The 24069-nt window shown below is 43.8% G+C and carries 23 protein-coding genes and 2 tRNA genes; 6 read left to right on the top strand and 19 right to left on the bottom strand.

All coding sequences use genetic code 11. The annotated features are described in order from the left end of the window. Nucleotides 1-161 precede the first annotated feature (161 nt). From A7P54_RS02890 to A7P54_RS02905, 4 genes are all read right to left on the bottom strand, one after another. Nucleotides 162-551 carry a hypothetical protein gene (locus tag A7P54_RS02890; protein ID WP_004801913.1) on the bottom strand — a complete coding sequence of 130 codons (390 nt, stop codon included), beginning with the start codon at nucleotides 549-551 and terminating at the stop codon, nucleotides 162-164. Between the two features lie 9 nt (nucleotides 552-560). Beyond that, nucleotides 561-1403, bottom strand: a complete 843-nt coding sequence (locus tag A7P54_RS02895) for a ParA family protein (protein WP_004801912.1) — start codon at nucleotides 1401-1403, stop codon at nucleotides 561-563. 82 nt (nucleotides 1404-1485) lie between these two features. After that, nucleotides 1486-1878: a SirB2 family protein gene (locus tag A7P54_RS02900; protein WP_171548583.1), complete on the bottom strand. Its 393-nt coding sequence runs from the start codon at nucleotides 1876-1878 to the stop codon at nucleotides 1486-1488. A gap of 9 nt (nucleotides 1879-1887) precedes the next feature. After that, on the bottom strand, nucleotides 1888-2196 hold the full coding sequence (locus tag A7P54_RS02905; RefSeq protein ID WP_004801908.1) for a BolA family protein: 309 nt from the start codon (nucleotides 2194-2196) through the stop codon (nucleotides 1888-1890). A gap of 189 nt (nucleotides 2197-2385) precedes the next feature. Here A7P54_RS02905 and A7P54_RS02910 point away from each other — a divergent pair. Continuing rightward, nucleotides 2386-2458, top strand: a tRNA-Gly gene (locus A7P54_RS02910). A 41-nt stretch (nucleotides 2459-2499) separates the two neighbouring features. After that, nucleotides 2500-2575 (top strand) — tRNA-Gly (locus A7P54_RS02915). Between the two features lie 65 nt (nucleotides 2576-2640). Here the strand turns inward: A7P54_RS02915 and A7P54_RS02920 are convergent. The 8 genes from A7P54_RS02920 to A7P54_RS02955 form a co-directional block, all read right to left on the bottom strand. After that, entirely contained in the window at nucleotides 2641-3012 is a 372-nt protein-coding gene (locus A7P54_RS02920) for a rhodanese-like domain-containing protein (RefSeq protein ID WP_171548584.1), read from the bottom strand. A gap of 210 nt (nucleotides 3013-3222) precedes the next feature. After that, the gene (locus tag A7P54_RS02925; protein ID WP_171548585.1) at nucleotides 3223-4581 is read right to left on the bottom strand and encodes an MFS transporter; all 1359 of its coding nucleotides are present in this window, start codon (nucleotides 4579-4581) and stop codon (nucleotides 3223-3225) included. Between the two features lie 118 nt (nucleotides 4582-4699). After that, nucleotides 4700-5725, bottom strand: coding sequence for an enoyl-CoA hydratase/isomerase family protein (locus A7P54_RS02930; protein WP_171548586.1), 1026 nt, complete (start codon nucleotides 5723-5725; stop codon nucleotides 4700-4702). A gap of 13 nt (nucleotides 5726-5738) precedes the next feature. Then, complete coding sequence (locus A7P54_RS02935) at nucleotides 5739-6512, bottom strand: enoyl-CoA hydratase (protein ID WP_171548587.1); 774 nt, start codon at nucleotides 6510-6512, stop codon at nucleotides 5739-5741. Nucleotides 6513-6533: 21 nt separating this feature from the next. Continuing rightward, entirely contained in the window at nucleotides 6534-7661 is a 1128-nt protein-coding gene (locus A7P54_RS02940) for an acyl-CoA dehydrogenase family protein (protein WP_171548588.1), read from the bottom strand. Nucleotides 7662-7671: 10 nt separating this feature from the next. After that, complete coding sequence (locus tag A7P54_RS02945; RefSeq protein WP_171548589.1) at nucleotides 7672-9321, bottom strand: AMP-binding protein; 1650 nt, start codon at nucleotides 9319-9321, stop codon at nucleotides 7672-7674. Between the two features lie 78 nt (nucleotides 9322-9399). Then, the gene (gene mmsB / locus A7P54_RS02950) at nucleotides 9400-10290 is read right to left on the bottom strand and encodes a 3-hydroxyisobutyrate dehydrogenase (protein WP_171548590.1); all 891 of its coding nucleotides are present in this window, start codon (nucleotides 10288-10290) and stop codon (nucleotides 9400-9402) included. 14 nt (nucleotides 10291-10304) lie between these two features. Continuing rightward, nucleotides 10305-11822, bottom strand: a complete 1518-nt coding sequence (locus A7P54_RS02955; protein WP_171548591.1) for a CoA-acylating methylmalonate-semialdehyde dehydrogenase — start codon at nucleotides 11820-11822, stop codon at nucleotides 10305-10307. 165 nt (nucleotides 11823-11987) lie between these two features. On the opposite strand from A7P54_RS02955, the gene A7P54_RS02960 reads away from it, so the two are divergent. After that, on the top strand, nucleotides 11988-12869 hold the full coding sequence (locus A7P54_RS02960; RefSeq protein ID WP_005200816.1) for a LysR family transcriptional regulator: 882 nt from the start codon (nucleotides 11988-11990) through the stop codon (nucleotides 12867-12869). 64 nt (nucleotides 12870-12933) lie between these two features. Here the strand turns inward: A7P54_RS02960 and A7P54_RS02965 are convergent, their stop codons facing one another. The 4 genes from A7P54_RS02965 to A7P54_RS02980 form a co-directional block, all read right to left on the bottom strand. Continuing rightward, nucleotides 12934-14370, bottom strand: coding sequence for an amino acid permease (locus tag A7P54_RS02965; protein WP_171548592.1), 1437 nt, complete (start codon nucleotides 14368-14370; stop codon nucleotides 12934-12936). 191 nt (nucleotides 14371-14561) lie between these two features. Beyond that, entirely contained in the window at nucleotides 14562-14921 is a 360-nt protein-coding gene (locus tag A7P54_RS02970) for a RidA family protein (RefSeq protein WP_216077023.1), read from the bottom strand. A gap of 9 nt (nucleotides 14922-14930) precedes the next feature. Continuing rightward, a complete protein-coding gene (gene alr / locus A7P54_RS02975) occupies nucleotides 14931-16034 on the bottom strand; it encodes an alanine racemase (protein WP_171548593.1) in 1104 nt (367 codons plus the stop codon). Between the two features lie 23 nt (nucleotides 16035-16057). Next, nucleotides 16058-17314: a D-amino acid dehydrogenase gene (locus tag A7P54_RS02980; RefSeq protein WP_033133737.1), complete on the bottom strand. Its 1257-nt coding sequence runs from the start codon at nucleotides 17312-17314 to the stop codon at nucleotides 16058-16060. Between the two features lie 139 nt (nucleotides 17315-17453). Here A7P54_RS02980 and A7P54_RS02985 point away from each other — a divergent pair, with 139 nt between their 5' ends. Continuing rightward, nucleotides 17454-17921: an Lrp/AsnC ligand binding domain-containing protein gene (locus A7P54_RS02985; protein WP_005200824.1), complete on the top strand. Its 468-nt coding sequence runs from the start codon at nucleotides 17454-17456 to the stop codon at nucleotides 17919-17921. Nucleotides 17922-17964: 43 nt separating this feature from the next. On the opposite strand, the gene A7P54_RS02990 is transcribed toward A7P54_RS02985, so the two are convergent. Further along, a complete protein-coding gene (locus A7P54_RS02990) occupies nucleotides 17965-19152 on the bottom strand; it encodes a capsular biosynthesis protein (RefSeq protein WP_171548594.1) in 1188 nt (395 codons plus the stop codon). Between the two features lie 9 nt (nucleotides 19153-19161). Next, nucleotides 19162-21135, bottom strand: a complete 1974-nt coding sequence (locus A7P54_RS02995; RefSeq protein WP_252728584.1) for a capsular polysaccharide biosynthesis protein — start codon at nucleotides 21133-21135, stop codon at nucleotides 19162-19164. 192 nt (nucleotides 21136-21327) lie between these two features. On the opposite strand from A7P54_RS02995, the gene A7P54_RS03000 reads away from it, so the two are divergent. After that, the gene (locus A7P54_RS03000) at nucleotides 21328-22338 is read left to right on the top strand and encodes a glycosyltransferase (RefSeq protein ID WP_171548596.1); all 1011 of its coding nucleotides are present in this window, start codon (nucleotides 21328-21330) and stop codon (nucleotides 22336-22338) included. Beyond that, complete coding sequence (locus tag A7P54_RS03005) at nucleotides 22331-23341, top strand: galactosyltransferase-related protein (protein ID WP_171548597.1); 1011 nt, start codon at nucleotides 22331-22333, stop codon at nucleotides 23339-23341. Before A7P54_RS03000 ends, A7P54_RS03005 begins: the two co-directional genes overlap by 8 nt. Here A7P54_RS03005 and A7P54_RS03010 read toward each other — a convergent pair. Then, the gene (locus A7P54_RS03010) at nucleotides 23338-24060 is read right to left on the bottom strand and encodes a DUF6270 domain-containing protein (RefSeq protein ID WP_171548598.1); all 723 of its coding nucleotides are present in this window, start codon (nucleotides 24058-24060) and stop codon (nucleotides 23338-23340) included. The genes A7P54_RS03005 and A7P54_RS03010 overlap by 4 nt on opposite strands. Nucleotides 24061-24069 lie beyond the last annotated feature (9 nt).

Genomic DNA, 24069 nt, shown 5'->3' on the forward strand with positions numbered 1-24069 from the left:
CAAAAACACAAATTTTAGCAGTGTGACCGAACGAGATAAATCAATAAGTTACGGGGTGTTACTAATTCAAGTATTTAATTTTTATCATTTTATTTTGAAACATTTTGCTATAATTTAGTTACTAACCGCCATCTTGTGCGATGACGATCAGTTCTCAAAATTTACGATTTTGGGCGTTGTTTTACAATGATTGGGCAACCTTTGAATTTTGCTGCCTGTACAATCGCATCTTGTTGACCTAATACATTAGCAAGTTCAGTATTTTTGGTATTCATCGACTGTCCCATATTCACCGAGATCGATGGACCAAAGCCCCAACCGCCTCTGCCCCAGCCACCACCAAGGCCAAGACCGACACCCACACCTGTACGTTTTGGCGTTTGCACACCATTTTCGATATAGAGCTGAATACGGTTGTACTCGGCTTGCAACTGCTGGCAATTCAGTGCTTGATATTGTGTCGGCGATACATAAGCTGGCTTAACCGTTGATGCACATGCACCCAATAACATGCTCGCAGCCAAAACAGGCATCCAATATAAGCGTTTCATAAGATTCTCTTATTTCTTTGATTCAATCTCATTGAACAGGGTCACATAAGCGACGGTCAATTTGTGGTCAGATGCCAAATGAATCAAGGGTAAATTCTTTTGATGTGATTCTTTCATCAAGATCGATGGCGGCAACATGCTATCCAGCACAGGCAAACCTTCATCTTTTAACTGTTGAACCACTTCACGAGGTAATTTTGCCTGAGATTGGAACTGATTGACCACAATTCCCTCAATCTCCAAGCGATCATTATGATCATCTTGGGTTTCGAGCACATTTTCAATCAAAGTTTGTAACGCACGTTTTGAAAACACGTCACAATCAAATGGAATCAGCACGCGATCTGCTGAAATTAATGCAGATAAAGTAAAGAAGTTAAACGCGGGCGGCGTATCAATAAAGATGCGGTCATAGCGCGCACTGAGAGACTGGATCGAATCACGTAATTTATAAATTTTGTGCTTACTTTCCAGTGCATGCTCCAATGCACCTAGGCTTGGGCTTGCTGGAATCACATCCAGATTGTCAAAAGAAGAACGGTGGACATAGCTGTCCAAGCCTTTGCCACGTGGTGCTTTCAGGATTGAACCAATCGCATTGCCGATCAAGCCCTTTTGCTGCGTACTACCTAAAATATCATCAAAGAAGTTTTCAATGTTTGGCTCTAAAGCTGCTTTATCAGCAGAATAGGTCGCATCTTCACCTAAAAGGTATTGGCTTGAATTCGCTTGTGGATCAAGGTCAATCACCAAGGTTCTAAACCCCTGTTTCGCGCTAATCGCAGCGAGATTGACTGTAATACTTGATTTCCCCACACCACCTTTTTGGTTAAACACCACACGCGTTAACATGATTTCCCTCTATAATATTTTTGTAAACTGCACGCAGTTTAACCTAGTGACAAAACAATTACTCAAACAATGTGTCGAACAATCAGGCAAAAACAGGCTTAATCATCACCAAACCAAGAATCCCCACCATCGCCACCGTCCCGATGAGTAATCCTGCACGGCGTTGTTCCAATAAAATGCTGCTGCCCTTTTTATAGGTTTTGATCAAAGACGACCACAACACAAAAAATAAAATCACTTTGGCATAGAACCAAGGCTGCACCTCAAAATTATTCATGAACAGTAAAACCGCACCCGTCACAATAATTAAGGTCAAAGATAGATGTTGTAATCCCACCAAGCCTTTACGTGCTTTTGGATTGGGTTGTTGACCTTGTACACCAACAAAGAGTGTTGAACCACGTAATACAAAAGCAATGATCAATAAGCTCACTGCAGACATATGCACAATTTTAGTGAGTAAATGAATATCCATCATTAATCCTTAGCTTTTTGGTGCATGTGCACATTCAGGACTGGCAGGTGCTTGGCCTTGCCATTCGCTCGGTACATAAGCATGAATCGCAAGTGCGTGGATTCGACCCGGACTCATCAACTCCGCTGCAACGGCATAAATTTTTTGATGACGTTGTACTAAACGTAATCCTTGAAATTCATCACTTACCACGATGACTTTAAAGTGTGATTCTTTACCCGGGAAATATCCGCCATGCCCTGCCGACTCATTGATCACTTCAAGATGGGTAGGTGCAAGCGTGTTTAAATGTTCAATCAACTGTTGTTCTAAGTTCATCAGTCACTCTGTAAGGTCAGATTGAGATAGCTCATTAGTATACATGAGCGCAATCTGAGGGAAACTTTTGTACAAAAATTTGCTTCCCCATGCTTTTTTTCATGAAAATGCTTTAATTTTATGCAAATAATCAATTTCTTTGCATAAAATTATTGACCCTATTTTTGCATAATGTATTATACACGGCATGCGGGAATAGCTCAGTTGGTAGAGCATAACCTTGCCAAGGTTGGGGTCGGGAGTTCGAGTCTCCTTTCCCGCTCAAATTTTTTAGTGTAAGTTTTCGTAAAAACTGCTCAATTAGCGGGAATAGCTCAGTTGGTAGAGCATAACCTTGCCAAGGTTGGGGTCGGGAGTTCGAGTCTCCTTTCCCGCTCCAGATTCAAAAAAGCCCTAGTCGAAAGATTAGGGCTTTTTTCTTGTGTTTTAGTTTCATATCTAATTTTAAATCACGGGTTTGTTTGCCTCTACCCATGCTTTAAAGCCGCCCTCTAAATGCGCTACATTACGATATCCCAATGCCTGTAATGTCTTTACTGCCAGCGCCGAACGTCCACCACCCGCACAATGTAGAATGGTTCTGGTATTCGGTTGTAATTCAGACCGATACATCGGACTACTCGGATCAGCAGCGAATTCTAAAGTGCCACGAGAGATATGCAACGCGCTTGGTATTGTTCCAGCAACACGCTCTTCTGCGTCTCGCACATCAACCAGAATTGCCTGTCCTGAGGCCAACTCTTGTTCAACTTGATCTGGGCTTAGATTTTCAATCTCTGATTTTGCCTGTTTAACCCATTCAGCGACCGTATTCATTCTAATTATCCTTCCTTTATTATGGACTCACTCAAAATACTAGCGTATTTCAATTTAAATAAGCCTGAATAAATACACTTTGCAACAAAGCTTAAAAATAATCCTCCCCATGCCTAAAAATTTTATGCTCCACGTGGAACCTTTTAAAGCCTTCAAAGAAAAAGGTGCTTCTAATGACGAGAAGCACCTTTTCAGATTCATTTCTTATCCTTAAGACGGTTCTGTGACTTTAGCTTGCACATTGACTGCTTTTTTGCGCTCGGTTTGCATCCCCGCCAGCAGTCCATCCCGTGGCATAAAAGTGGTCGAGATAATCGCAATCACAGCCATACTGCCAATATAGATCATAATCAGATGTGGGCTGCCGCCACCGACACTGAGTAGCTTTGTCGCAATCAACGGCGCTAGTCCACCACCCAATACACCAGCCAACTGCACCGAAATCGAGATGCCACTATAACGGATTTCTGCGGGGAACTGCCGCGCAAACAGTTGTGCTTGCGGTGCGTACATAATCGGAAATACCACCCCAATCGCCAACACGATTGCGGTCCAGACCAACACAGGGTCTTTGGTATTGAGCATGCTAAAGAACGGATAGCTATACAGCGCCAGTACACATAAGCCGAACATAAACATATTACGCTGACCGACTTTATCGGACAAATGTCCACATAATGGGGTCATAAACATAATCACAATGGCCCCACAAATGGTGGCAAATAGGATCTCTTGTCTAGCAATCCCCAACTGTGTGGTGGTGTAGGCCAAAGTAAAGGTCGAGGCAATATAAAACCATGCATTTTCAGCTGCGCGCGCCACAATAATGGTGATCAGTTGCTTCGGATGATTTTTAAAGACCTGTAAAGCAGGGACTTTAACTTCTTCCGCCTGCTGCTTCACTTTTTCAAAATCGGGCGACTCTGGCACTTTGACTCGGATGTACCAACCGACTGCCAGTAACACGATGCTGGCAAGAAATGGAATCCGCCAACCCCAACTAAACAAAGCCTGCTCAGGCAATAAAGACACCAACCCTAGTGCAATTGAGGCAAGCATTAAGCCACCGCCAGTACTGGCTTGAGGCAGGCTTCCCCAAAATCCTTTTTTACCTTCTGGCGCATGTTCAACCGCCATCAGCACTGCACCGCCCCACTCACCACCCATGGCCATACCTTGGATAAATCTCAGGATCACCAAGCAGATAGCAGCCCAGTAGCCAATCGACTCATAAGTGGGTAACAAACCAATCAGAACGGTTGGAATCCCCATCAACATCAAGGTGAGCAATAACATCGATTTTCGGCCAATCTTGTCACCAAAATGCCCAAATACCAGACCACCCAACGGTCGCCCGATGAATCCCACCGCATAGGTAGCGAATGCGGCAAGCACACCCGTCAGCGGATCAAGGTTAGGGAAAAACAATTTATTAAAAATTAAAGCTGCTGCCGCACCGTAGATAAAAAAGTCATACCACTCTATGGTGGTGCCTACCATACTTGAGATACCCGCCAAGCGATGAGAGGACTTTTTAGCAGATGAACCGTTTCCATGTATTGTTTGCATCATCATGTTCCTTTCTTGGATCTTCTTGTTTTAGGTTTTTTTGCTGATCATCAATCCTGACCATCAGCATGTCAGACGTTTTACTACTCCTTCGATGAGTCAATATGCATGATTGGATTTAGCTGAGTTTTTCCAGAATCTGTTCCAGCTCGGGGTTGCGTTGTTGCCATTGTGGCTGTTTATCCTTATCGACAATCAGGGCACGTACCCCTTCAATGAAATCACCGTGTTCAAACCAGATATCTTGTAGGTCTCGCTCCAGTTGCATGCATTGTGGCAAGGAAAGACCACGGCCTAAATGTTGTAGTTTCAAACTGGTTTGTTTGGCAATGAATGAGCGTTGCTGCAAGATGCTGAGCATTTTTTCTGCCCAAGGCTGCAATTGCTCATCCTGCTCGTTCGCAAGGCTTTGCTCAATTTCGTCCAAATGCTGAAAACCGAAATGTTTGCGAATACCATCTGCCAACTGTTTCAGTTCACTTTCAGCAGGTCGGGTAATAAAGCACGCAACAATATGCTCAATATTCTGTTTGCTTAGATTCGGTTCATTAATCAGCGCATCTTGCAAAGCATCCAACTTGTCACTGGGTACGTGATAGTCGATCAAATCTAAATAAAGGGCATCACTACTGCTGATCTGCTCGCCCGTAATGGCCAGATAAACCCCAATATCATCCAGTCGAGACAGGAAATGGGTCGCACCGACATCAGGGAAAAAGCCAATCGCAGTTTCAGGCATCGCAAATCGAGATTTTTCACTGCTCACCACAATATGGCAGGCTTGTGCCAAACCAAAACCACCACCCAACACATAACCATCGAGCACCACCACCACAGGCTTTGCATAGTCACGCAGCAGGTTCAGCATTTTATATTCGGCACTAAAATAACCTTTATAATCAGCCGTATCATTTTTATAGCTATCATATAGATAACGGATATCCCCACCTGCACAGAAAGCTTTGGGGCTATTCGATTTAATCAGGACCGCCTGAATTGCTGCATCATAACGCCACAGTTCCAGTTGGCTACAGATGCCCTCAATCATCTCCAGTGACAAGGCATTTAAATGTTTAACCCGATCTAAGCTAATCAGACCAAGACTACCTTTTTGCTCAATCATTAACTGATTTTCGATATTCATTGTTGTTAATCTCTTAACTGTTTTTAAATTTGGCCTGACGTTTTTCCACAAAAGCCTGCATCCCTTCTTTCTGATCCGATGTGGCAAAAATGGAGTGGAACATCCGTCTTTCAAAACGTAAGCCTTCGGTCAGATTGACTTCAAAGGCGCGATTAATGCTTTCTTTCAGCATCATGTTGGCCGTTAAAGAGCGCGCAGCAATGTTTTCTGCGGCTTGCAGGGTTTGTTCAAGCAATTCTTCCTTACGAAACACACGTGCCACCAACCCGCTTTGTTCAGCTTCGACTGCACCCATTTGCCGTGCGGTAAGGCACATTTCCATGGCTTTGGCTTTGCCAATCGCATGGGTTAAACGTTGTGTACCGCCAATCCCGGGAATCACACCCAATGTCACTTCAGGCAGACCAAACTTGGCATTGTCGGCACAATAGATAAAGTCACACATCAGGGCCAATTCACAACCACCGCCAAGCGCATAGCCGCTGACCGCAGCAATCAAAGGTTTACGGCGTTGCGCGATACGATCGGCAAGATGGAAAAAATCATCAAAATAAATGTCGGGAAAGTTCAGCTCCGCCATTTCCTTAATGTCGGCACCTGCGGCAAAGGCCTTTTCTGAGCCTGCCAACACCATGCAGCCAATCTCGCGATCTTTTTCTAATTCATCTAAAGCCTGATTCACTTCGCTAATTAATTCACTATTCAACGCATTCAAGGCTTGTGGACGATTCAGCGTAATCAGCCCTACGCCATTGCATTTTTCTAATAAAATGGTTTGCCATTGCATCATGGACTCCTTGTTCTCTGGTTATAAGCTACGGGCAATGACTAAACGTTGAATATCGCTGGTGCCTTCATAAATCTGACAAATTCGAGCATCACGATAGATACGTTCAATCGGGAAATCTTTCAGATAGCCATAGCCACCAAACACCTGTAACGCGGCTGAGCAGACACGTTCAGTCATTTCCGAGGCAAATAGCTTGGCCATGGAAGCTTCATTGAGACAGGGTTGCCCTGCTTCTTTGAGACGTGCAGCGTAGTGCACCAGCTGTCGAGCCGCTTCTATTTCGGTCGCCATACTGGCAAGGCGAAACGCAAGTGCTTGATGCTCAAAAATTGGTTTGCCAAAGGTCAGACGCTCTTTGGCATAGCGCGTAGCTTCTTCCAATGCTGCACGTGCCAACCCGACCGCCTGTGCAGCAATGCCGATGCGACCACCTTCCAGATTGGCAAGCGCGATTTTCAGTCCCTCACCTTCCGCACCCAACATCAGGCTTTTATGAATACGCACATCAGTCAGCGCAATTTGGCAGGTATCGGAGGCATGTAAACCGAGTTTTTCTTCAATGCGTATCACCTCATAGCCAGCTGTATCACGTGGCACGAGGAAGGCACTGATGCCCTTTTTACCCGCACTTGGATCAGTCACGGCAAATACAATAATCACGCCTGCGTTATCACCCGAGGTAATAAATTGTTTGGCACCATTGAGAATGTAGTCATCACCATCTTTCACGGCACGGGTTTTAATCGCTGCAGCATCTGAACCAGTATGCGGTTCAGTCAGGGCAAAAGCACCGATCATTTCACCTTGCGCCAATGGTTTTAAAAAGCGTTGTTTCTGCTCATCGGTACCAAATTTTAAAATTGGCACACAGCCCACCGAGTTATGCACGCTCATGATGGTTGAAGTAGCACCATCGGCTGCGGCCACTTCCTCAAGCGCCAATACATAAGCGAGATTACCTGTATCAGAACCACCCCATTGCTCAGGAATCAGCATCCCCATAAAGCCGAGCTGCCCCATTTGTGCCAATGCGTTTTTTGGAAAAGTGCCATGTCGGTCCCAGTCACTGGCATTGGGCTTGATTTGTTCTTGGGCGAAGCTTTTCGCCATATCTCGAATTAAGCTTTGTTCTTCAGTTAATTGCATCTTGTGTTCCTTACCCTGCTTTCGCTTGCTGTTTCGCAATTTCCTGATGACGTAATAAAAAACGCTGAATCTTGCCGCTTGGGGTTTTTGGCAATTCAGTGACAAACTCGACCAAACGCGGATAGGCATGGGCAGACAGGCGTTTTTTCACAAACTGACTCAATTCCTCAGCCAGTTGCTCCAAAGGCTGAATGCCTGCCGATAAAATTACAAAGGCTTTCACCACCTCGGTCCGCTCTGGATCAGGCACCCCGATCACTGCCGCTTCAACCACTGCATCATGTTCGAGTAAGGCACTTTCCACATCAAACGGTCCAATCCGATAGCCCGAAGTAGTAATCACATCATCACTGCGCCCAACAAAACTCATGCTGCCGTCGGCATGCAATTCGGCAGTATCGCCAGTCAAATAGTACTGCCCAATAAAAGGCGATTTACGCGTTTCATGATAGCCACCAAACCACATCATCGGGGATTGGCTGATATCGACCGCTAAAATCCCGGGTGTATCTGCAGGCAATTCTTCACCTTGTTCATTCACGACGGCAACACGATAACCTGCACTGGCAAAACCCGCCGAACCTGCACGAACTTCATGGCTTAAACCATGGTGATTACACACCACCATGCCCACTTCAGTTTGCCCATAATGATCATAAATCGGCGCATCCAACACCTGTTTAAACCAGCGAATCACTTCTGGATTCAATGGCTCTCCTGCACTACTGACCACACGGAACTGGCCTTTTAACGCGGCCATCTGAGCAGGGTCCGCCGCCATCATCATGCGATAAGCCGTAGGTGCACCTGCCAGATTGGTAATCTGATAATCCTTCACTATCTGGCACAGGCTATCGGTACTAAAACCACCGTCATAGAACAAGATGGCATGCCCTAAGAATAAGGGGCCAGTAATACCGAAGTACAGGCCATATGCCCATCCTGGATCGGCAATATTCCAGAATGAATCCTCTTCTCTGAGACCAACCGCATCTTGCATATAGCGCGCAAATGCCAATAAGGCTTTTAACGGCACTTCTAAAGGTTTTGCAGGTCCTGTCGTTCCTGACGTAAACATCAATAAAAATGGATCTTGAAGGCTTCGCATGACCAAGTCACAGTGCTCAGGTTGATGCTGTACTTCATCCCAGAAATTAAAGTCTTCTGGATTTAACGGTGTCGCTTGCTGATCTGCAACCGTGACAATTGCGGGGCAACGCTCAACTTCATCGAGTTTGCTGCGGTTCACCACATCAGTCACCACTAGCTTACTTTGGGCCAGTTGTAGGCGATGCTCGATTGCCTTTGGCCCAAATGCAGTAAACAAAGGTTGATATACCACACCAATCCGCCAAGCGGCAAAAATCGTCACCAGCAACTCTGGTGTTCTCGGCAGTAATCCTGAAATACGATCACCTGCTTTTACACCCTGCGATTTTAAAAAATTGGCAAATTGACTCGACCATTGCTGTAACTGGCGAAAGGTATACTGTTCTTTTCGGCCATCTTTGCCTTGCCAATACAATGCGATCTTGTCGCTTTGTGCGTGGCGATCACAACATTCATAACAGGCATTCAATGCATCGACTGAACCTGACAGCATCTGTGTTGCTGTACTTTGCAGATCAAAAGCCTGTACCGTCTCTTTATAATTCAACATCTGTGTTCCCTCAGTCTGGTTTGATTGTTATTCATGACACGGTTTAATTTTTTGATAGCCATCCTTTGGCCTGAGCTGTTATGCCTCTGGCGGCAGGTATTGCTGAATAATGCTGGAAAAATCGAGATGTGCATTGCCACGCATACACATTTGCTGATACAGCTGTTGCACCATACCACCCAACACAATCGGTTGTTTGACCTGCCCTGCCGCTTCTACTGCAAGCCCTAGGTCTTTCAGCATCAACTGCGTGGCAAAACCATCTTGATAGCCACGCGAAGCGGGCGCATTTTCATTAATCTGTGGCCATGGATTACAGACTTCCGAACTCCAGCAACGACCACTTGAGGTGTTAATTACACCGGCCAAGGCTTGTGGATCAATACCCAGTTTAGCACCGAGCGCCATGCCTTCTGCCACGGCAGCCATAGAAATTCCGAGGATCAAGTTATTGCAGATTTTGGCAATTTGACCTGCACCCACCTCACCGCAATGCACCACGTTTTTGCCCATGTGGCTGAGTACAGGTTTGACTTCGTCAAAAGTCTGATCATTGGCACCCACCATAAAGGTCAAGGTCCCCGCTTGTGCGCCAATGGTGCCACCCGAAACAGGTGCATCACAAATATGAATGTTTTTACTCTGCGCAATCGCAGCAATATCCTTGATGGTTTGTGGATCAATGGTACTGCTATCGATACATAAGCTACCCGCTTTCAGTACTTCAAGTACCCCCTCTTCACCAAGATAGACTTCTTTGACATGTTTGGCGGCAGGTAACATGCTGATCAGCACATCGGCTTGTTTGGCAGCCGCTTGAGGGCTGTCACACACCACACCACCCGCCTCGGCAAAGTGCTGAATGGCCACTTCGCTGAGGTCATAACCATAGACGGTAAGTCCGGCTTTAAGTAGGTTGTGGGCCATTCTGCCGCCCATATTGCCTAGACCGATAAAGGCGATATTCATCCGTGATCCCCTTGTTAACGTAAACTGATGGTGGTATTGACACCGCCCACTTCATGACTGTCTTCAAACCAGCGACTGGTAATGGTTTTGGTTTGGGTATAGAACTGCACAGCCTGTTTGCCATAAGGGCCTAAATCACCGAGTTTTGAACCACGAGAACCGGTAAAACTAAAGAACGGTACTGGGACAGGAATTGGAATATTGATGCCGACTTGACCGATATCAATCAGGTTCTGGAAAGTACGCGCAATCGCACCACTTTGAGTAAATAATCCCACACCATTACCAAATGGATTGGCATTGATCAGCGCAATCGCCTCTTCAAGCGTATCGACACAAATAATCGCCAGCACAGGACCAAAGATTTCTTCTTTATAAATACGCATATCCGTATTTACACCACTGAAAATCGTCGCTCCGACAAAATTGCCTGACTCATAACCGTGTACCTGAACATCGCGGCCATCAAGCAGTAGTTCTGCACCTTGTTCAACACCACTATTGATCAAATCCAGTACACGCGCTTTGGCACGTTTTGAAATCACAGGGCCAATATCAGTATTCGGTTCATGCCCGGCATTAACAGTTAATGTTTTGGCCTTTTCAACCAACTCTGCAATCCAGTGTTTACTGTCTCCGACCATCACCGCAACTGACAACGCCATACAACGTTGCCCTGCTGCACCAAATGCCGCACCGACTAAAGCATTCAGCGTTTGTTCTTTATTGGCATCAGGCATTACCGCGACATGGTTTTTCGCGCCCATCATCGACTGCACCCGTTTGCCATGTTGTCCTGCAAGGTTATACACATGGGTGCCCACTGCGGTCGAACCGACAAAGGAAATCGCTTTAATATCTGGATGCGTACACAGACGATCAACCACCTCTTTACCGCCATGCACCACATTGAGCACCCCTGCTGGAATGCCTGCCTGAATCGCAAGTTCGACCAGCATCATGGTCGACAATGGGTCTTGCTCAGAAGGTTTCAATACAAAGGTATTGCCACAGACAATCGCCATTGGGAACATCCAGAGCGGAATCATGGCTGGGAAATTAAATGGGGTAATGCCTGCGCACACGCCCAAAGGCTGCTGTAAGGTATAAGTATCGACACTACGTGCCACGCCTTCAACGTATTCACCCATCTGCAAAGTACCAATCGAACAGGCATGCTCAACTACTTCCAGACCGCGTTGAATATCCCCTTCGGCATCCGCCAAAGTCTTGCCTTGTTCAGCCGTCAGTACCTGTGCAATCTCCTTCATGTTGGCACGAATCAGGTCTTGCAGTTTCAGCATGATACGCATACGCGCCTGAATCGGGGTCTGACGCCAAGACGCAAATGCTGCTTGTGCAGACTGAATTGCCGCATCGACTTCCTGCACCGTGGCAAATGGCACACGACCAATCACTTCCTGCGTTGCAGGATTAATAATGTCTTGCCATTGTTGGGTTTCAGATTCGATAAAACGGCCATTAATGAGTAACTTGGCTGTTTCCAATTGAATATTTTGGATTGTGTTCATAACCTCTCCATAGGCCGTATTTTTATTGTGTTCAGTGTTCAGAAAATATCGATCGTCGTATTTTCTTTATTCAGGTTTTATTCGAGACTAGCAAAGAAAGCTTTGACCACCAACGCAAATTAATGCACGATCATTGTGCAAATATGCACAAGGAAGACCATAATAATGAAAGTGGATTGGGATCATCTACAGTTTTTTTTAGTGTTGGCACGAACCAAAACCTTAACCAATGCCGCCCGCATTATTGGCGTGGAACACAGCACTGTAGCGCGGCGGATTCAGGCGTTGGAGCAGGCTTTAGGCATTACCCTATTTAAACGCGAAGCCTCTGGCTACGAGCTGACTATGGAGGGTTTGGCATTGGTACCGCGGGTTGAGCAAATGGAATACGCTTTTCTGCAAATTGAAAAACCGCATCAACCTTTGCAAGGCCGTGTGCGAATTGGCACACCTGAAGGTTTTGGTACCGCATTTTTGGCACGCTTGTTAGCAGAGTTTTCCATACAGTATCCCTCGCTCACCATTGACCTGATTCCAGTGCCGAAAATGATCAAGTTGTCGCATCGTGAAGCAGATATTGTGGTCTCGATTGAACGACCCACCTCTGGTCCCTATATCATTACGCGACTCTCAGATTATTGTTTAAAAATTTATGGCAGCAAAAGCTATCTGTCTCAGCATCCCCCGATTCGGCATTTACAAGATTTAACCCCGCATCGCTTCGTCAATTATATTGATGATTTGGTCTATAGCCCCGAGCTGTACTGTCTGGAACGCTTACCTTTAAAACTGAACGCTAATTTCCGCAGCAGTAGTATTTTAGCGCAGCAGATTGCAGTGAGTGCGGGTGCAGGATTGGCGATTTTGCCCAAGTTTTTGGCCGATGATAAGCCCGAGCTTGAAGCCGTATTGGAGCAACAGGTGCGCTATACCCATACCTTTTGGATGCTGACCTTTGTCGATCTACAGCATGAGCCCCGTATTAAACTGGTCTGGGATTATCTACGCAAACAGGCTGATCAATATCAGCACTTATTGGTGGATTAAACACATTGGCTAGACCATAAAAAACCGATCAATATAGATCGGTTTCTTACTCAATAGACAAGAATTATTGTGCCAATTCACGACCCATTTTTTTCATGCGTGGTTTATACATCAACTGATAGGTTACAGCCAAAATGATCACCCACAACGGGCTAACATACAGGGCTTTTAAGGTATCTGGTTCAAGTGCCAAAATCACCAACGCAAATAACAAGAAGGCAATCACGATATAAGACATGAATACGCCACCCGGCATTTTAAACTTGGATTGAGCATGCAATTCTGGAAGTAATTTACGGTAGCGCAGATAGCAGACCATAATCAGACTCCAGACACTAATGAATAGAATCACACACAGTGAACTCGCCAGCGTAAAGGCCTCAAGGGTATTCGGTACAAAATATTGTAGTACCGCACCGCCCATGATGAAGACACAAGAGAAAATCAAACCATTGGCTGGCACGGCACTTTTCGATAAACGACCAAAGGCATTCGGCGCCTGACCATCTTTAGATAAACCAAATAGCATCCTACTGGTGGAGAACACTCCACTGTTCATCGAAGACATCACTGAAGACAGGACCACCAAATTCATGATGATGGCTGAGGTGACAATCCCTGCATTTAAGAATAACTCCACAAATGGGCTCTTGTCTGCACGGATAATATTCCACGGTGTCACGGACATCACCACCAATAAAGCCAACACATAGAACAAGATAATCCGAATCGGAATCGCATTAATCGCCTTAGGCAAATTCTTATGCGGGTCTTTGGTTTCAGCCGCAGTGGTTCCAATCAGTTCCACCCCGACAAAGGCAAATACCGCGATCTGGAAACCGGCCAAGAAACCATCCAGACCTTTTGGAAACATACCACCATGCGACCAGACATTACTGAGCGAAGCGACAGTGCCATGCGGTGCCTGAAAATGGCTAAAGATCATATAGCCACCAACACCAATCAAGCCAATAATCGCTAAAATCTTGATCAGCGCAAACCAGAACTCAATTTCACCAAACAGACGTACCGTCAGCAAATTCAAGAACAGTACAAACAGCACACAGCCTGCACTAATGGCAGCCTGACCAATTGGAGTAAACATGGTGCCTTCGGGCAGCCAGAAGGTGAGATAATTGATCACGGCGGCCAGATCGGCAATACCAACCAGCACCCAACCTAACCAATAGGTCCAGCCCATGTAATAGCCTGCCCATGGCCCAATCAGGTCATGTGCCATATCGACAAAGGATTTGTAATGCAGGTTGGCAAGCAACAATTCACCGAGCGCCCGCATTAAGAAGAAAAACATGCCACCAATAATCATGTAAATAAACAGAATTGATGGGCCTGCCAAAGAGATGGTTTTGCCTGAGCCCATAAAGAGCCCTGTACCAATGGCACCGCCGATGGCGATCAACTGCAAATGGCGATTGGAGAGTTTACGTTGTAAGTCTTGGGGCGACTGTTCGCCTTCTGACTGATGAGATGTAACCGTCATATAAAGTTCCTTTTACTTTTTTCCTAAATGAGTCAGCACTTGATTTATACGCCATACCCTAGCTGTCTTTTAAAGACGGCTGACTCATTTCGATTGCAAGAAAATACGTATCTGACTACGTTTTATCTACTGCAAATACGTTACTTTTCTTCTTTTTTTATATTTTTTAAACAAAAATAAAGCGGATCGCTTTATTTTTGTGCTGCAATGACTGCAATTTCGATCAACCACTTCGGATTGACCAAGTCTGCCTGAATAGTGGCACGCGAAGGTGCAACATGACCTTTTAACCAGTCAATCCAGATGGTGTTAACCACAGGGAAATCAGACAGGTCTTTAAGAAATAATTGTGCAGACAATAAACGTGATTTATCGGTTCCTGCTGAAGCCAAAAGTTGTTCAATGGTTGCCAACACTTCACGGGTTTGCCCTTCAATATCTAAGTCCGCATTTTTAGGCACTTGTCCTGACAAATACACCACTTGATTGAATATCGTCACTGCGCTCATGACTTCATTGGTATTGAGCTTTTGAATATCTGAATGAGACATAAGAAATCCTTATTCCTGAGTAATAAATGAAACACGTGCAGTCACGCCACACATCAGTTCATAACCGATGGTGCCTGAACCTGCTGCCACTTCATCAATGGCTAAAATTGTGCCTGAACTGGACTGGCCCCAAAGCACCACTTCACTGCCAACATCAGCATCGCTGATCGGGCTGAGGTCTACCGCCAGCATATCCATGCTGACCCGTCCAATGATTTGGGTGCGAATCCCATTGACCAAAACTGGGGTTCCTGTTGCTGAAATGCGTTGATAACCATCGGCATAGCCACAGGCCACGATGCCAATTCGGATCGGTTGCTCGGCCACATAGCTAGAACCGTAGCCCACACTTTCATTGGCATTGAGTTCTTGTACGGCAATAATCTCGCTGCGCAAGCTCATACTCGGCGCAAGGCCCCAGTCCTGAATGGTATGTTTGGGATAATCGGGCGAACTGCCGTACAGCATGATGCCGCCACGCACATAGTCTGACTGTAGTTGAGTTTGATATCTTAAGATTGCAGCACTGTTACTGACCGATCTTTCTCCCGGTAAACCTTCAATCGCTGCGTCGAATTGCTGCAATTGATAGTCAATGCCAGTTTCACCAAAACGGTCCCCATCAGCATCGGAGAAATGCATCATATGAGTGATGCTGGCAATGTTGTCCGACTGGCTCAGCTGCTGCCAAATGTCACGATATTGTTGTGGTTTAAACCCTAAACGGTTCATACCACTGTTCATTTTCAGGAAAATATCGAATTGAGCGGGATAGGCATGCTGCTGTATCCAAGCCACCTGTTGGGTATTGTGTACGGTAAAACTCAATTGATACTGCACACAATCAAACAGGTCTTGGGCAGAGAAAATTCCTTCCAGCAATAAAATCGGGCCGGTCCAGCCCAAAGCCCGCAGACGTTTTGCTTCGTCCAAATCGAGTAAGGCAAAACCATCGGCGCTTTTAAAAGATGCATAAACACGTTCAATTCCATGTCCATAAGCATTGGCTTTGACCACAGCAAACACTTTGCTGTTCGGAACCGATTGCCTTACCACCGCAAGGTTTTGGCGTAAGGCTTGGGCATGGATCACCGCAGTAATTGGACGAGGCATAATTAACTTCCCTGTCTGTGCAATTAAGCGGCGTGTGAATAACGTTGAATCGACAAACCATCGGTACTAATGTCAGGGCGATGGTTCATAACCAGATCACTGATCAACTTGCCTGAACCACAGGCCATGGTCCAACCTAAAGTGCCGTGCCCTGTATTCAGGAACAGATTCTTGTACTGGGTTGCACCAATAATTGGGGTACTGTCTGGAGTCATTGGACGTAGGCCAGTCCAGAATGAGGCTTGAGCTAAATCTCCACCCGGGAACAAGTCCTGAGTCACCATTTCCAATGTGGCACGACGATCTTGATTCAATCCAAGATTGAAGCCGCTCAATTCAGCCATACCGCCGACACGAATTCGTTGATCAAAACGGGTAATTGCAACTTTGTAAGTCTCATCCAATACCGTTGATTGTGGTGCAAATTTTGGCTCTACAATCGGAATGGTCAGTGAATAACCTTTGACTGGATAAACCGGTAAATTCAGTTCCAGTGGTTTCAGGAAGTCCCGAGAGTAACTACCAAAGGCCAAGACATAACGATCCGCAGTGAGAACTTCACCATTGACCTTGACGCCTTTGATTTCATCGCCTTCAACAATCAGGTTTTCAACATTTTGGTCGAATTTGAATTCCACACCCAAATCTTGCGCCAGTTTTGCCAAGGCATTGGTAAATAAATAGCAATCGCCCGTTTCATCATTCGGTAAATGTAAGCCACCGACCAGTTTATCGGTATGGGCTAAAGCCGGCTCTACACTCGCCAGTTCTTGGGCATTCAGTAAAGCGAAGTCGACACCACACTCTTGCAACACTTGAATATCACGTTGTACCGCTTCAAGTTGCGCGTCGCTACGGAACACTTGTAAGGTGCCCTTTGAACGGTTTTCGTAGTTAATGCCGGTTTGTGCTCTTAAATCACGTAAGCAGTCACGGCTGTATTCTGCCACACGCATCATGCGTTCTTTGTTCACTGCATAGCTTTGTGGATTACAGTTTTTCAGCATCTGTGCCATCCACTGCAACTGCCACATACTGCCATCAATATTAATGGCTAATGGCGCGTGATGCTGGAACATCCACTTGACTGCTTTAAAAGGAATACCCGGTGCTGCCCATGGGGTTGAGTATCCTGGGGAGATTTGACCTGCATTACCAAAACTGGTTTCTTTGGCAGGTCCTGATTGACGGTCAAGTACCGTCACTTGCGCACCTTGTTGTGCAAGATAATAAGCACTTGCCACACCAATGACGCCACTTCCTAAAACGATTACGCGCATAACAGATCCCTCAAGCACACACTAGGTTATTTAACTAGTATATTTTTGGATCAATAGTTTTTTTCACTGATTTTATGACTATAATCTAGGTAATTTCATATTTTCGTCGCGAAAAAATTAAAATAAAAGGGAATCTTCTATGCGTAAATTAGACCGGATTGATCGCCAGATTTTAGATATTTTGCAACGTGAAGGCCGCATTGCCATCAGTGAGTTGGCATCTCGGGTCAACCTGTCCACCACGCCCTGCTCAGAACGAGTGAAGCGTTTGGAGCGTGAAGGGATTATTGTGGGCTACTATGCTCGACTCAACCCAGCTTATGTCGATCGCAGCCTGCTGGTGTTTCTTGAAATCAAACTGTCTGCCAAATCTGGCGATGTATTTGATCAGGTGGCACGAGATCTGGTTGATATTCCAGAAGTACTGGAATGCCATCTGATTTCAGGTGAGTTTGATTATCTGGTCAAAGCACGCTTAAAGGAAATGAGTGCCTATCGCCGCCTATTAGGTGATTTATTAAAAAAACTGCCAGCCTCCGCCTCTTCACATAGCTATATTGTGATGGAAGAAGTCAAAGAGTCTTTATATTTAGATATGGGGATATAAACTTGTACCCAATAAAAAAGCCCTGTTTTAAGGGCTTTTTTTATTATTTCATCCAGAAATTTTTGCCGTAATAGGCCCCATTTAATTGGGTTATTTCAATCAGTTTTTCTCTAAATAGATGAAAATAGGCTTCATCGGGTGGAGTCGGATTACACCAGAACGCATCCAGATCACCTTGTACGGTTAACCCAGGCAAATCATATAGCGAACGCCCCAAAGTCTTTACCGGAATGTGGTGATAAAGTGCCTGAATCCCCGTTGTACTATTAATCGTGACCAAACCTAGACCATGTTTTAATAAAGTCGGCAAATGGATGTCACAGAAATAATGAACCCGATCCTCTATCCCTAGCTTTGCTGAGACGTCCTGAATCAACTGAGCATACTGACGATAACCACGGTCCATCGGATGATGCTTGAGTACTAAATGGTGCACTGGGTTGGCATGCTGTGCAAAAGAGTGAAGAATCTCGACGATACAGTCGCGAATATCCGTGTAATCACTATGTACACGAACTTGTGAATCATTATGTACTTGTAAGGTATAGATAAAATAATTCTTACTGTGTTGCTGAATAAAGGCATCAAAGCGCTTCGGCTCAACCAAGGAGTTTTTAAAGCGACGTAACATCGCCATAAACCAGTAGCCAAACTCTTGTACTGGGTTATAACCCCGATGATGTCGATAAAAAGGATAAAGCCAGAACAGCAAAGCCCAACACAGATAATATTGAAAACCGCTCCACAGCATCAGGTGGTAGTGGTTATCACTGGATTCACGATGCAGCTCTACAGCGTCCTGATTATTTTCAGCTAAGAACAGTTGTTTAAAATTCGAAAAGTCATTGACCCCATCCGCCTCAAAGGTGAGGTAGTCTGGGCGAATATAACCTTCCTCAAACACATAGAACTTGATCTGCAACTGTTGCGCAACCGCGTGTGCCTGTTGATGGTAGAAACGACAATCGCCGAAACATACAATCGCATCAATTTGATTTTGCTGAATATGTTCAGACAACCAAGCGCCAAAATCAGTTGATTTTTTTCGGTAATGCCAAATATTCGGGCGAGAGTGATAGTAACGCCAGTCCCCCGCATTAAAATTGACTTTAAAACACTCAATTTGTTTGGTTGTAAGCCAGTCTGACAAATCTGTGAAGAATGAGCCTATTGGACCTTGTAATAACACAACTTTTTTGGCTGACAATAGCTCATCTAGATATATAGACAATCTCTAATCCTAAAACTTTATTTTCAATTCACGCAAGCGTGTAAACATCCATGACCAAACGCTTGATGGAGATTTCTCGGCCGTTTGCTGTAATTTGCATATCTGTTGCATCACATGTTCTGGTGTGACCAACGGAATCTGTAATATACGTGTCTGCGGTAAATTATAAACAGGATATTCTACCAAAACACTAAACGCTAACTCGTCCACTGTGAGCTTACGTTGTCTTCTCTCACATGTGTGTCGATCAACTGTAACCCCCCAACCTGCATAAAACGGCATACCATAACAGTATACTTTAATGTTTCTTAACAGTGCTTCAAATCCAGATAAAGAGGTGATTGTGTGCAGCTCATCAATATATTCGAATAGTGTGATAATAGATACGTTTTTTTCAACCCGATCGACCAGATGCTTCATCTCATCCCATGCAATTTTGCCCTTTCTGAGTCCTTCTTCGACATCGGGGTGAGGTTTGTAAATAATATAAGCATCGGGGTGGTTTTTTCGCACTTCTTCGATCAAAGCCAGATTGGTTTTAATGTCGATTCCGCCCAGCTGAATTGATAAGTCATCTTCAACCTGTCCCACCACTAAAATGATTTTTTTCTCAATATTCTGAAGCGCTTGAACACCATCTGAAAGCTGCTGACCAACGTTATATTTGGTCAGTTTATTTTGAATGATCTGCTGTACCAACGATTGAATACGCCACTGCTGCTCTGGGCTGAGCTGTACCTGATTCAGTAGCTGTTCCAAACGTGATGGACGCGTGGCATCGTAGTAGATTCCAACATCATCAAAGACCAATGAAAAAGGCCTAATAAGTTTAGCACCGAGTCCCAACGAGCGAAGAAAACCATCTTCAACCGTCCATACCTTTTGGTAACCTTGTTGCTTGAGTAATGCCGCCTTTTTACCCCATGCCACAATGGCTTGATCTTTAGCTGGTTTACGCCAGTGTTTAAAGCGTAGTTCAACCTGAGGAAAGGCCAGAAAATCTTTAATAAAGCTCTTCTTCCATCGACTAAAACCATAAGCCACCACAGTTGTAGCGGGGATTTGTTTTTGAAATTCAATATTAGGAATCAGAATATCTACAATTTCCTGCAATTCACAGATCTGCTGTGAAACAGGCGAAACATATTTGGCATAGCGTAAATAAGCCGCAGCAAAAAGCTGTTCAATACTCCGCGAGACATGTCTACGGCTTTGAATCGCTTCAGGCAATTGCATGCGATCGTGTGTTAACCCCCAGCCTGCATACCACGGAATGCCAAAGCAATTCACTGGCTTGCCGCACAATAATGCTTCGAAGCCCAATTGAGAACTCACCACATAGACTTCCGACATGTGCTGGCACAATTCGATCGGATTATAATTCTCTGTCAGTAGCTTGATATTGGGTGCGTTGAGGTGCTCAAGTGAAAAGTGGCTTTGAGCTTTTCCGGCTAAAACATCAGGATGTATTTTCACCCAAATAGTTGCATCAGGATGATCAGTTAGCGCTTGTTGCAGCATGCTATTAAAACTTTCTGCCGATGCCATTGCATAGGGAATCGATTGATCCCCCATGGTTTGATCAACCACAAGGATATTTTTTTGATTATGAAATTTGCTTAATTCAAGTGATTGGTAATGTAAATTGTATTTGCTGATACCCGCATTCAAAATCTTTTGAATCAATGCTTGCGCTTGTAATATCTCATCTTCAGAAAGTGATAACGCCAAGATGATTTTTTCTAAATCCGAGGATTGTGTCGCATCAAAATAAATACCCGATTGATCTAAAACGACAGAAAGTGGTTGATAACCCGCTTTACCGAGACCTAAAGAACGGATAAAGCCGTCTTCTGCACACATGGCAATACCATGCTGCTCCAAAGCGAATGCTTGTGCTTTTTTAAAACTGTTCTTACGCCCCCAACCCCAAAATATTTTATTATTTTTCGTGTTTGTGCGTTTTTCGATTTCTTGAGTCAATGAATTATATAAATCATTGTTTTTAAAAAAATATATTTTCTTAATCCCAAAAGGAATGTAATCTAACATATGAACGTTTACAATGTTGGCGCAGTTCATTTACTATTATATCACATATTCTTTTCAAAATTTTTTCTACCCTATGGTGGGGGATATTTGAAACTAAGCCACTAATTCAAATTAAGTTTTTTAATGGAAAAATCAATTAACATTTTAGCTGTCTTGGATGACTTTACATATAGCGCGCTTAATTTAGAAGCTAACGTAAATTTAATTTCATACCAACACTGGTTCTATCATTTTTTCCCAGGGAAGATTGATTTTGTCTTAGTTGAATCTGCATGGTTAGGTCAGCAGCGGAAATGGCAATACCATATCGCAGACTATCCCGAGCATCCAAGACGCAATAATGATAAAGTCAAGGCACTGATTCAATGGGCTAAAAAACATCAAATTCCAACAATTTTCTGGAATAAAGAAGACCCGTATCATTTTGATCAATTTATTGATTCTGCACGTTTATTTGATTTTATTTTTACCACCGACCGTGCATCCATCCCGAATTATCAACGCTTGTGCCCAGACGCAAAAATTAATTATTTGAATTTCCCGTTTCAGCCCAAAATTCACTATCCTGCCCCAATCAGCCAAACAGTTTCTCGTTCTAGCTTATTTATGGGCAGCTATATGCATCATATGTTCCCGGAACGTCGTAAATGGCAAGATATCTTATTTCAAGCTGCCGTACCGCATGGCCTATGCATCATCAACCGACACGATGACAAAAAAGATAAAAATTATAAGTTCCCCGCAACGCTAAAAGCTGAATATTTACACTCGGTCCCTTATCGTGGGACGGGACATATTATGCGTAAATTTCAACAAATTATTAACGTCAACTCAGTCACCACCTCGCCCACCATGCTCTCAAGAAGAGTGGTCGAAGGAATGGCCAGTGGTCGTCTGGTGATTAGTAACCCGAGTCTTGCCCTACAGAATTTATTTCCAGATCTCTGTGAAGTGGTTGAAACACAGGAACAGGCAGATGAATTATTTACCCAACTCAGCTATGGATTAAGTCAGCAACAAAACGAAAAAATAAGTTATGCTTGTGATCATGTATTCACCCACTATACGGTGAAACAATGGTTAAAAGACATCCTCAACAGTTGCCAAATCGATCACCCCTACTTATATGCTTAAATTTTTTTTCTCGAAAAAGAAAAGACCTGATTATGGTGCGGTTGATTTATCAATCGTCATTCCAATCGACTTAAGCTATCGTAGCCATGATATTTTGCAACGAATCAAACGTCTGGTCGCAATCGCACAAGACCAGTCCATTGATTTTATTTTAGGCTGTAATGCACAACCAGAACGCCAAGTACAACAACTCAAAAAGATCATTGCAGGCTGCCCACAAATTACGCTGGTGATTGACCACAGTGCCAGTGGACATCTTTCTCGGCTAAGAAATATTGCATTGGCGCAGGTACAAACACGCTATGTCATGTTTCTTGATATCGATATTCATATCAATCTTCAGCAAATCCATAACGCATTTACCGAGGTACAACAGGATCCTGCACAGTTGTGTATGTACCCATGTTTGTATTTGAGTAAAAAAGGCAGCAAGCAGGTCAACCACCTGACATTAGCGGCGTTTAGACACGCCTATTATGACTTTAGGCGAGACCTGATTTTACATCTCGCCTTCCCATCGTCCATCATCATTACCGACTTGAAGTCTGTACACGCAATTCATGGTTTTGATGAACAGTTTATAGGACATGGCTATGAGGATTTTGATTTTATGCTGCGCCTGTTTCAGCATAAAGGCTTAATCGATTATCAACCAGCCTTATTACTTGATGAAACCTATCTCGCACCGATGATGGCTACAGGTTTTCGAGCCATCTTGGCAGAGAGTCAACTGGAACAATTGCTAAAAAAACAATACTTTTTACATATTCATCATGAGAAAGATAAAAAGAGTCTCTATCACCAACAGCGGCAAGCCAACCAGCAACGCTTTGAAATGAAACTCAAACAACAGATAAATGCAGAAGCGAAAGTCACTGGTACGGCCCCACCTTACCTGTTAAAAGCATTCTTTCAGTTGTTAGCTCAGCAGAAAATTAAGCGCCCTGAATATTCTGCACTTTGGGCAGAAATTCAGGGACATAGACTAAGAAATTTAAATTAAGCAAATAATCTAAGATTAATAAAATTATAATATTCATCAATATAATGAAATGGAGAAATCCCCCATTTATGTTCCGACTTAGATAAAAGTAATCTATCAGGAACAACTATAAATTGGTCTTTATTTAAATATTTTTCTAAAAATAAGTACATTTTTTCTAATTTTTCATTTTCTTCTTTTACTTTTTCATCAGATATATCAGGAATAGAATTTCCGTTATCGAGCTTATTCGTCCAATAAGTTTTTTGGATTAAAATTTTTTCAATCCCAGCATTTTCTGTTAAGTTCTTTAGAAAATTTTTAACTCCTCTTGTCCATAATTCGAAGAACTTATCACTATGAGCATTGATCGTGCTCTTAGGTTTTATAGATGCTCTTAAAAACTCATTCGAACGTGTCACATAAGAATTATTACTTAATACAGCTAAATGAAATCTTTCATCAATTAAATCCATTAAAAGTACATCAAAGTTATTTTTTTCTATACTTTTTAATATACTTCTATCAAAATCATATTCAACCATTCTTCTTTGAAAAGCAGAAGTTATTTTGTTCAAATTTTGAGTATATTCTTCTTTTATACTAGAATTATCTAACTCAGAGCTTAATGTAGCTAGCGAACTTCTTGCGAAATAACCAACCAAATTATAGCTGTCTTTAGGAACTAGTTCTAATGTATCTCTAGAGACACAACTACCATAAATCAAAATATTTTTCATAAACGTACC

The organism is Acinetobacter sp. Ac_3412 (assembly GCF_013072675.1).
GTDB classification, from domain to species: Bacteria; Pseudomonadota; Gammaproteobacteria; order Pseudomonadales; family Moraxellaceae; genus Acinetobacter; species Acinetobacter higginsii.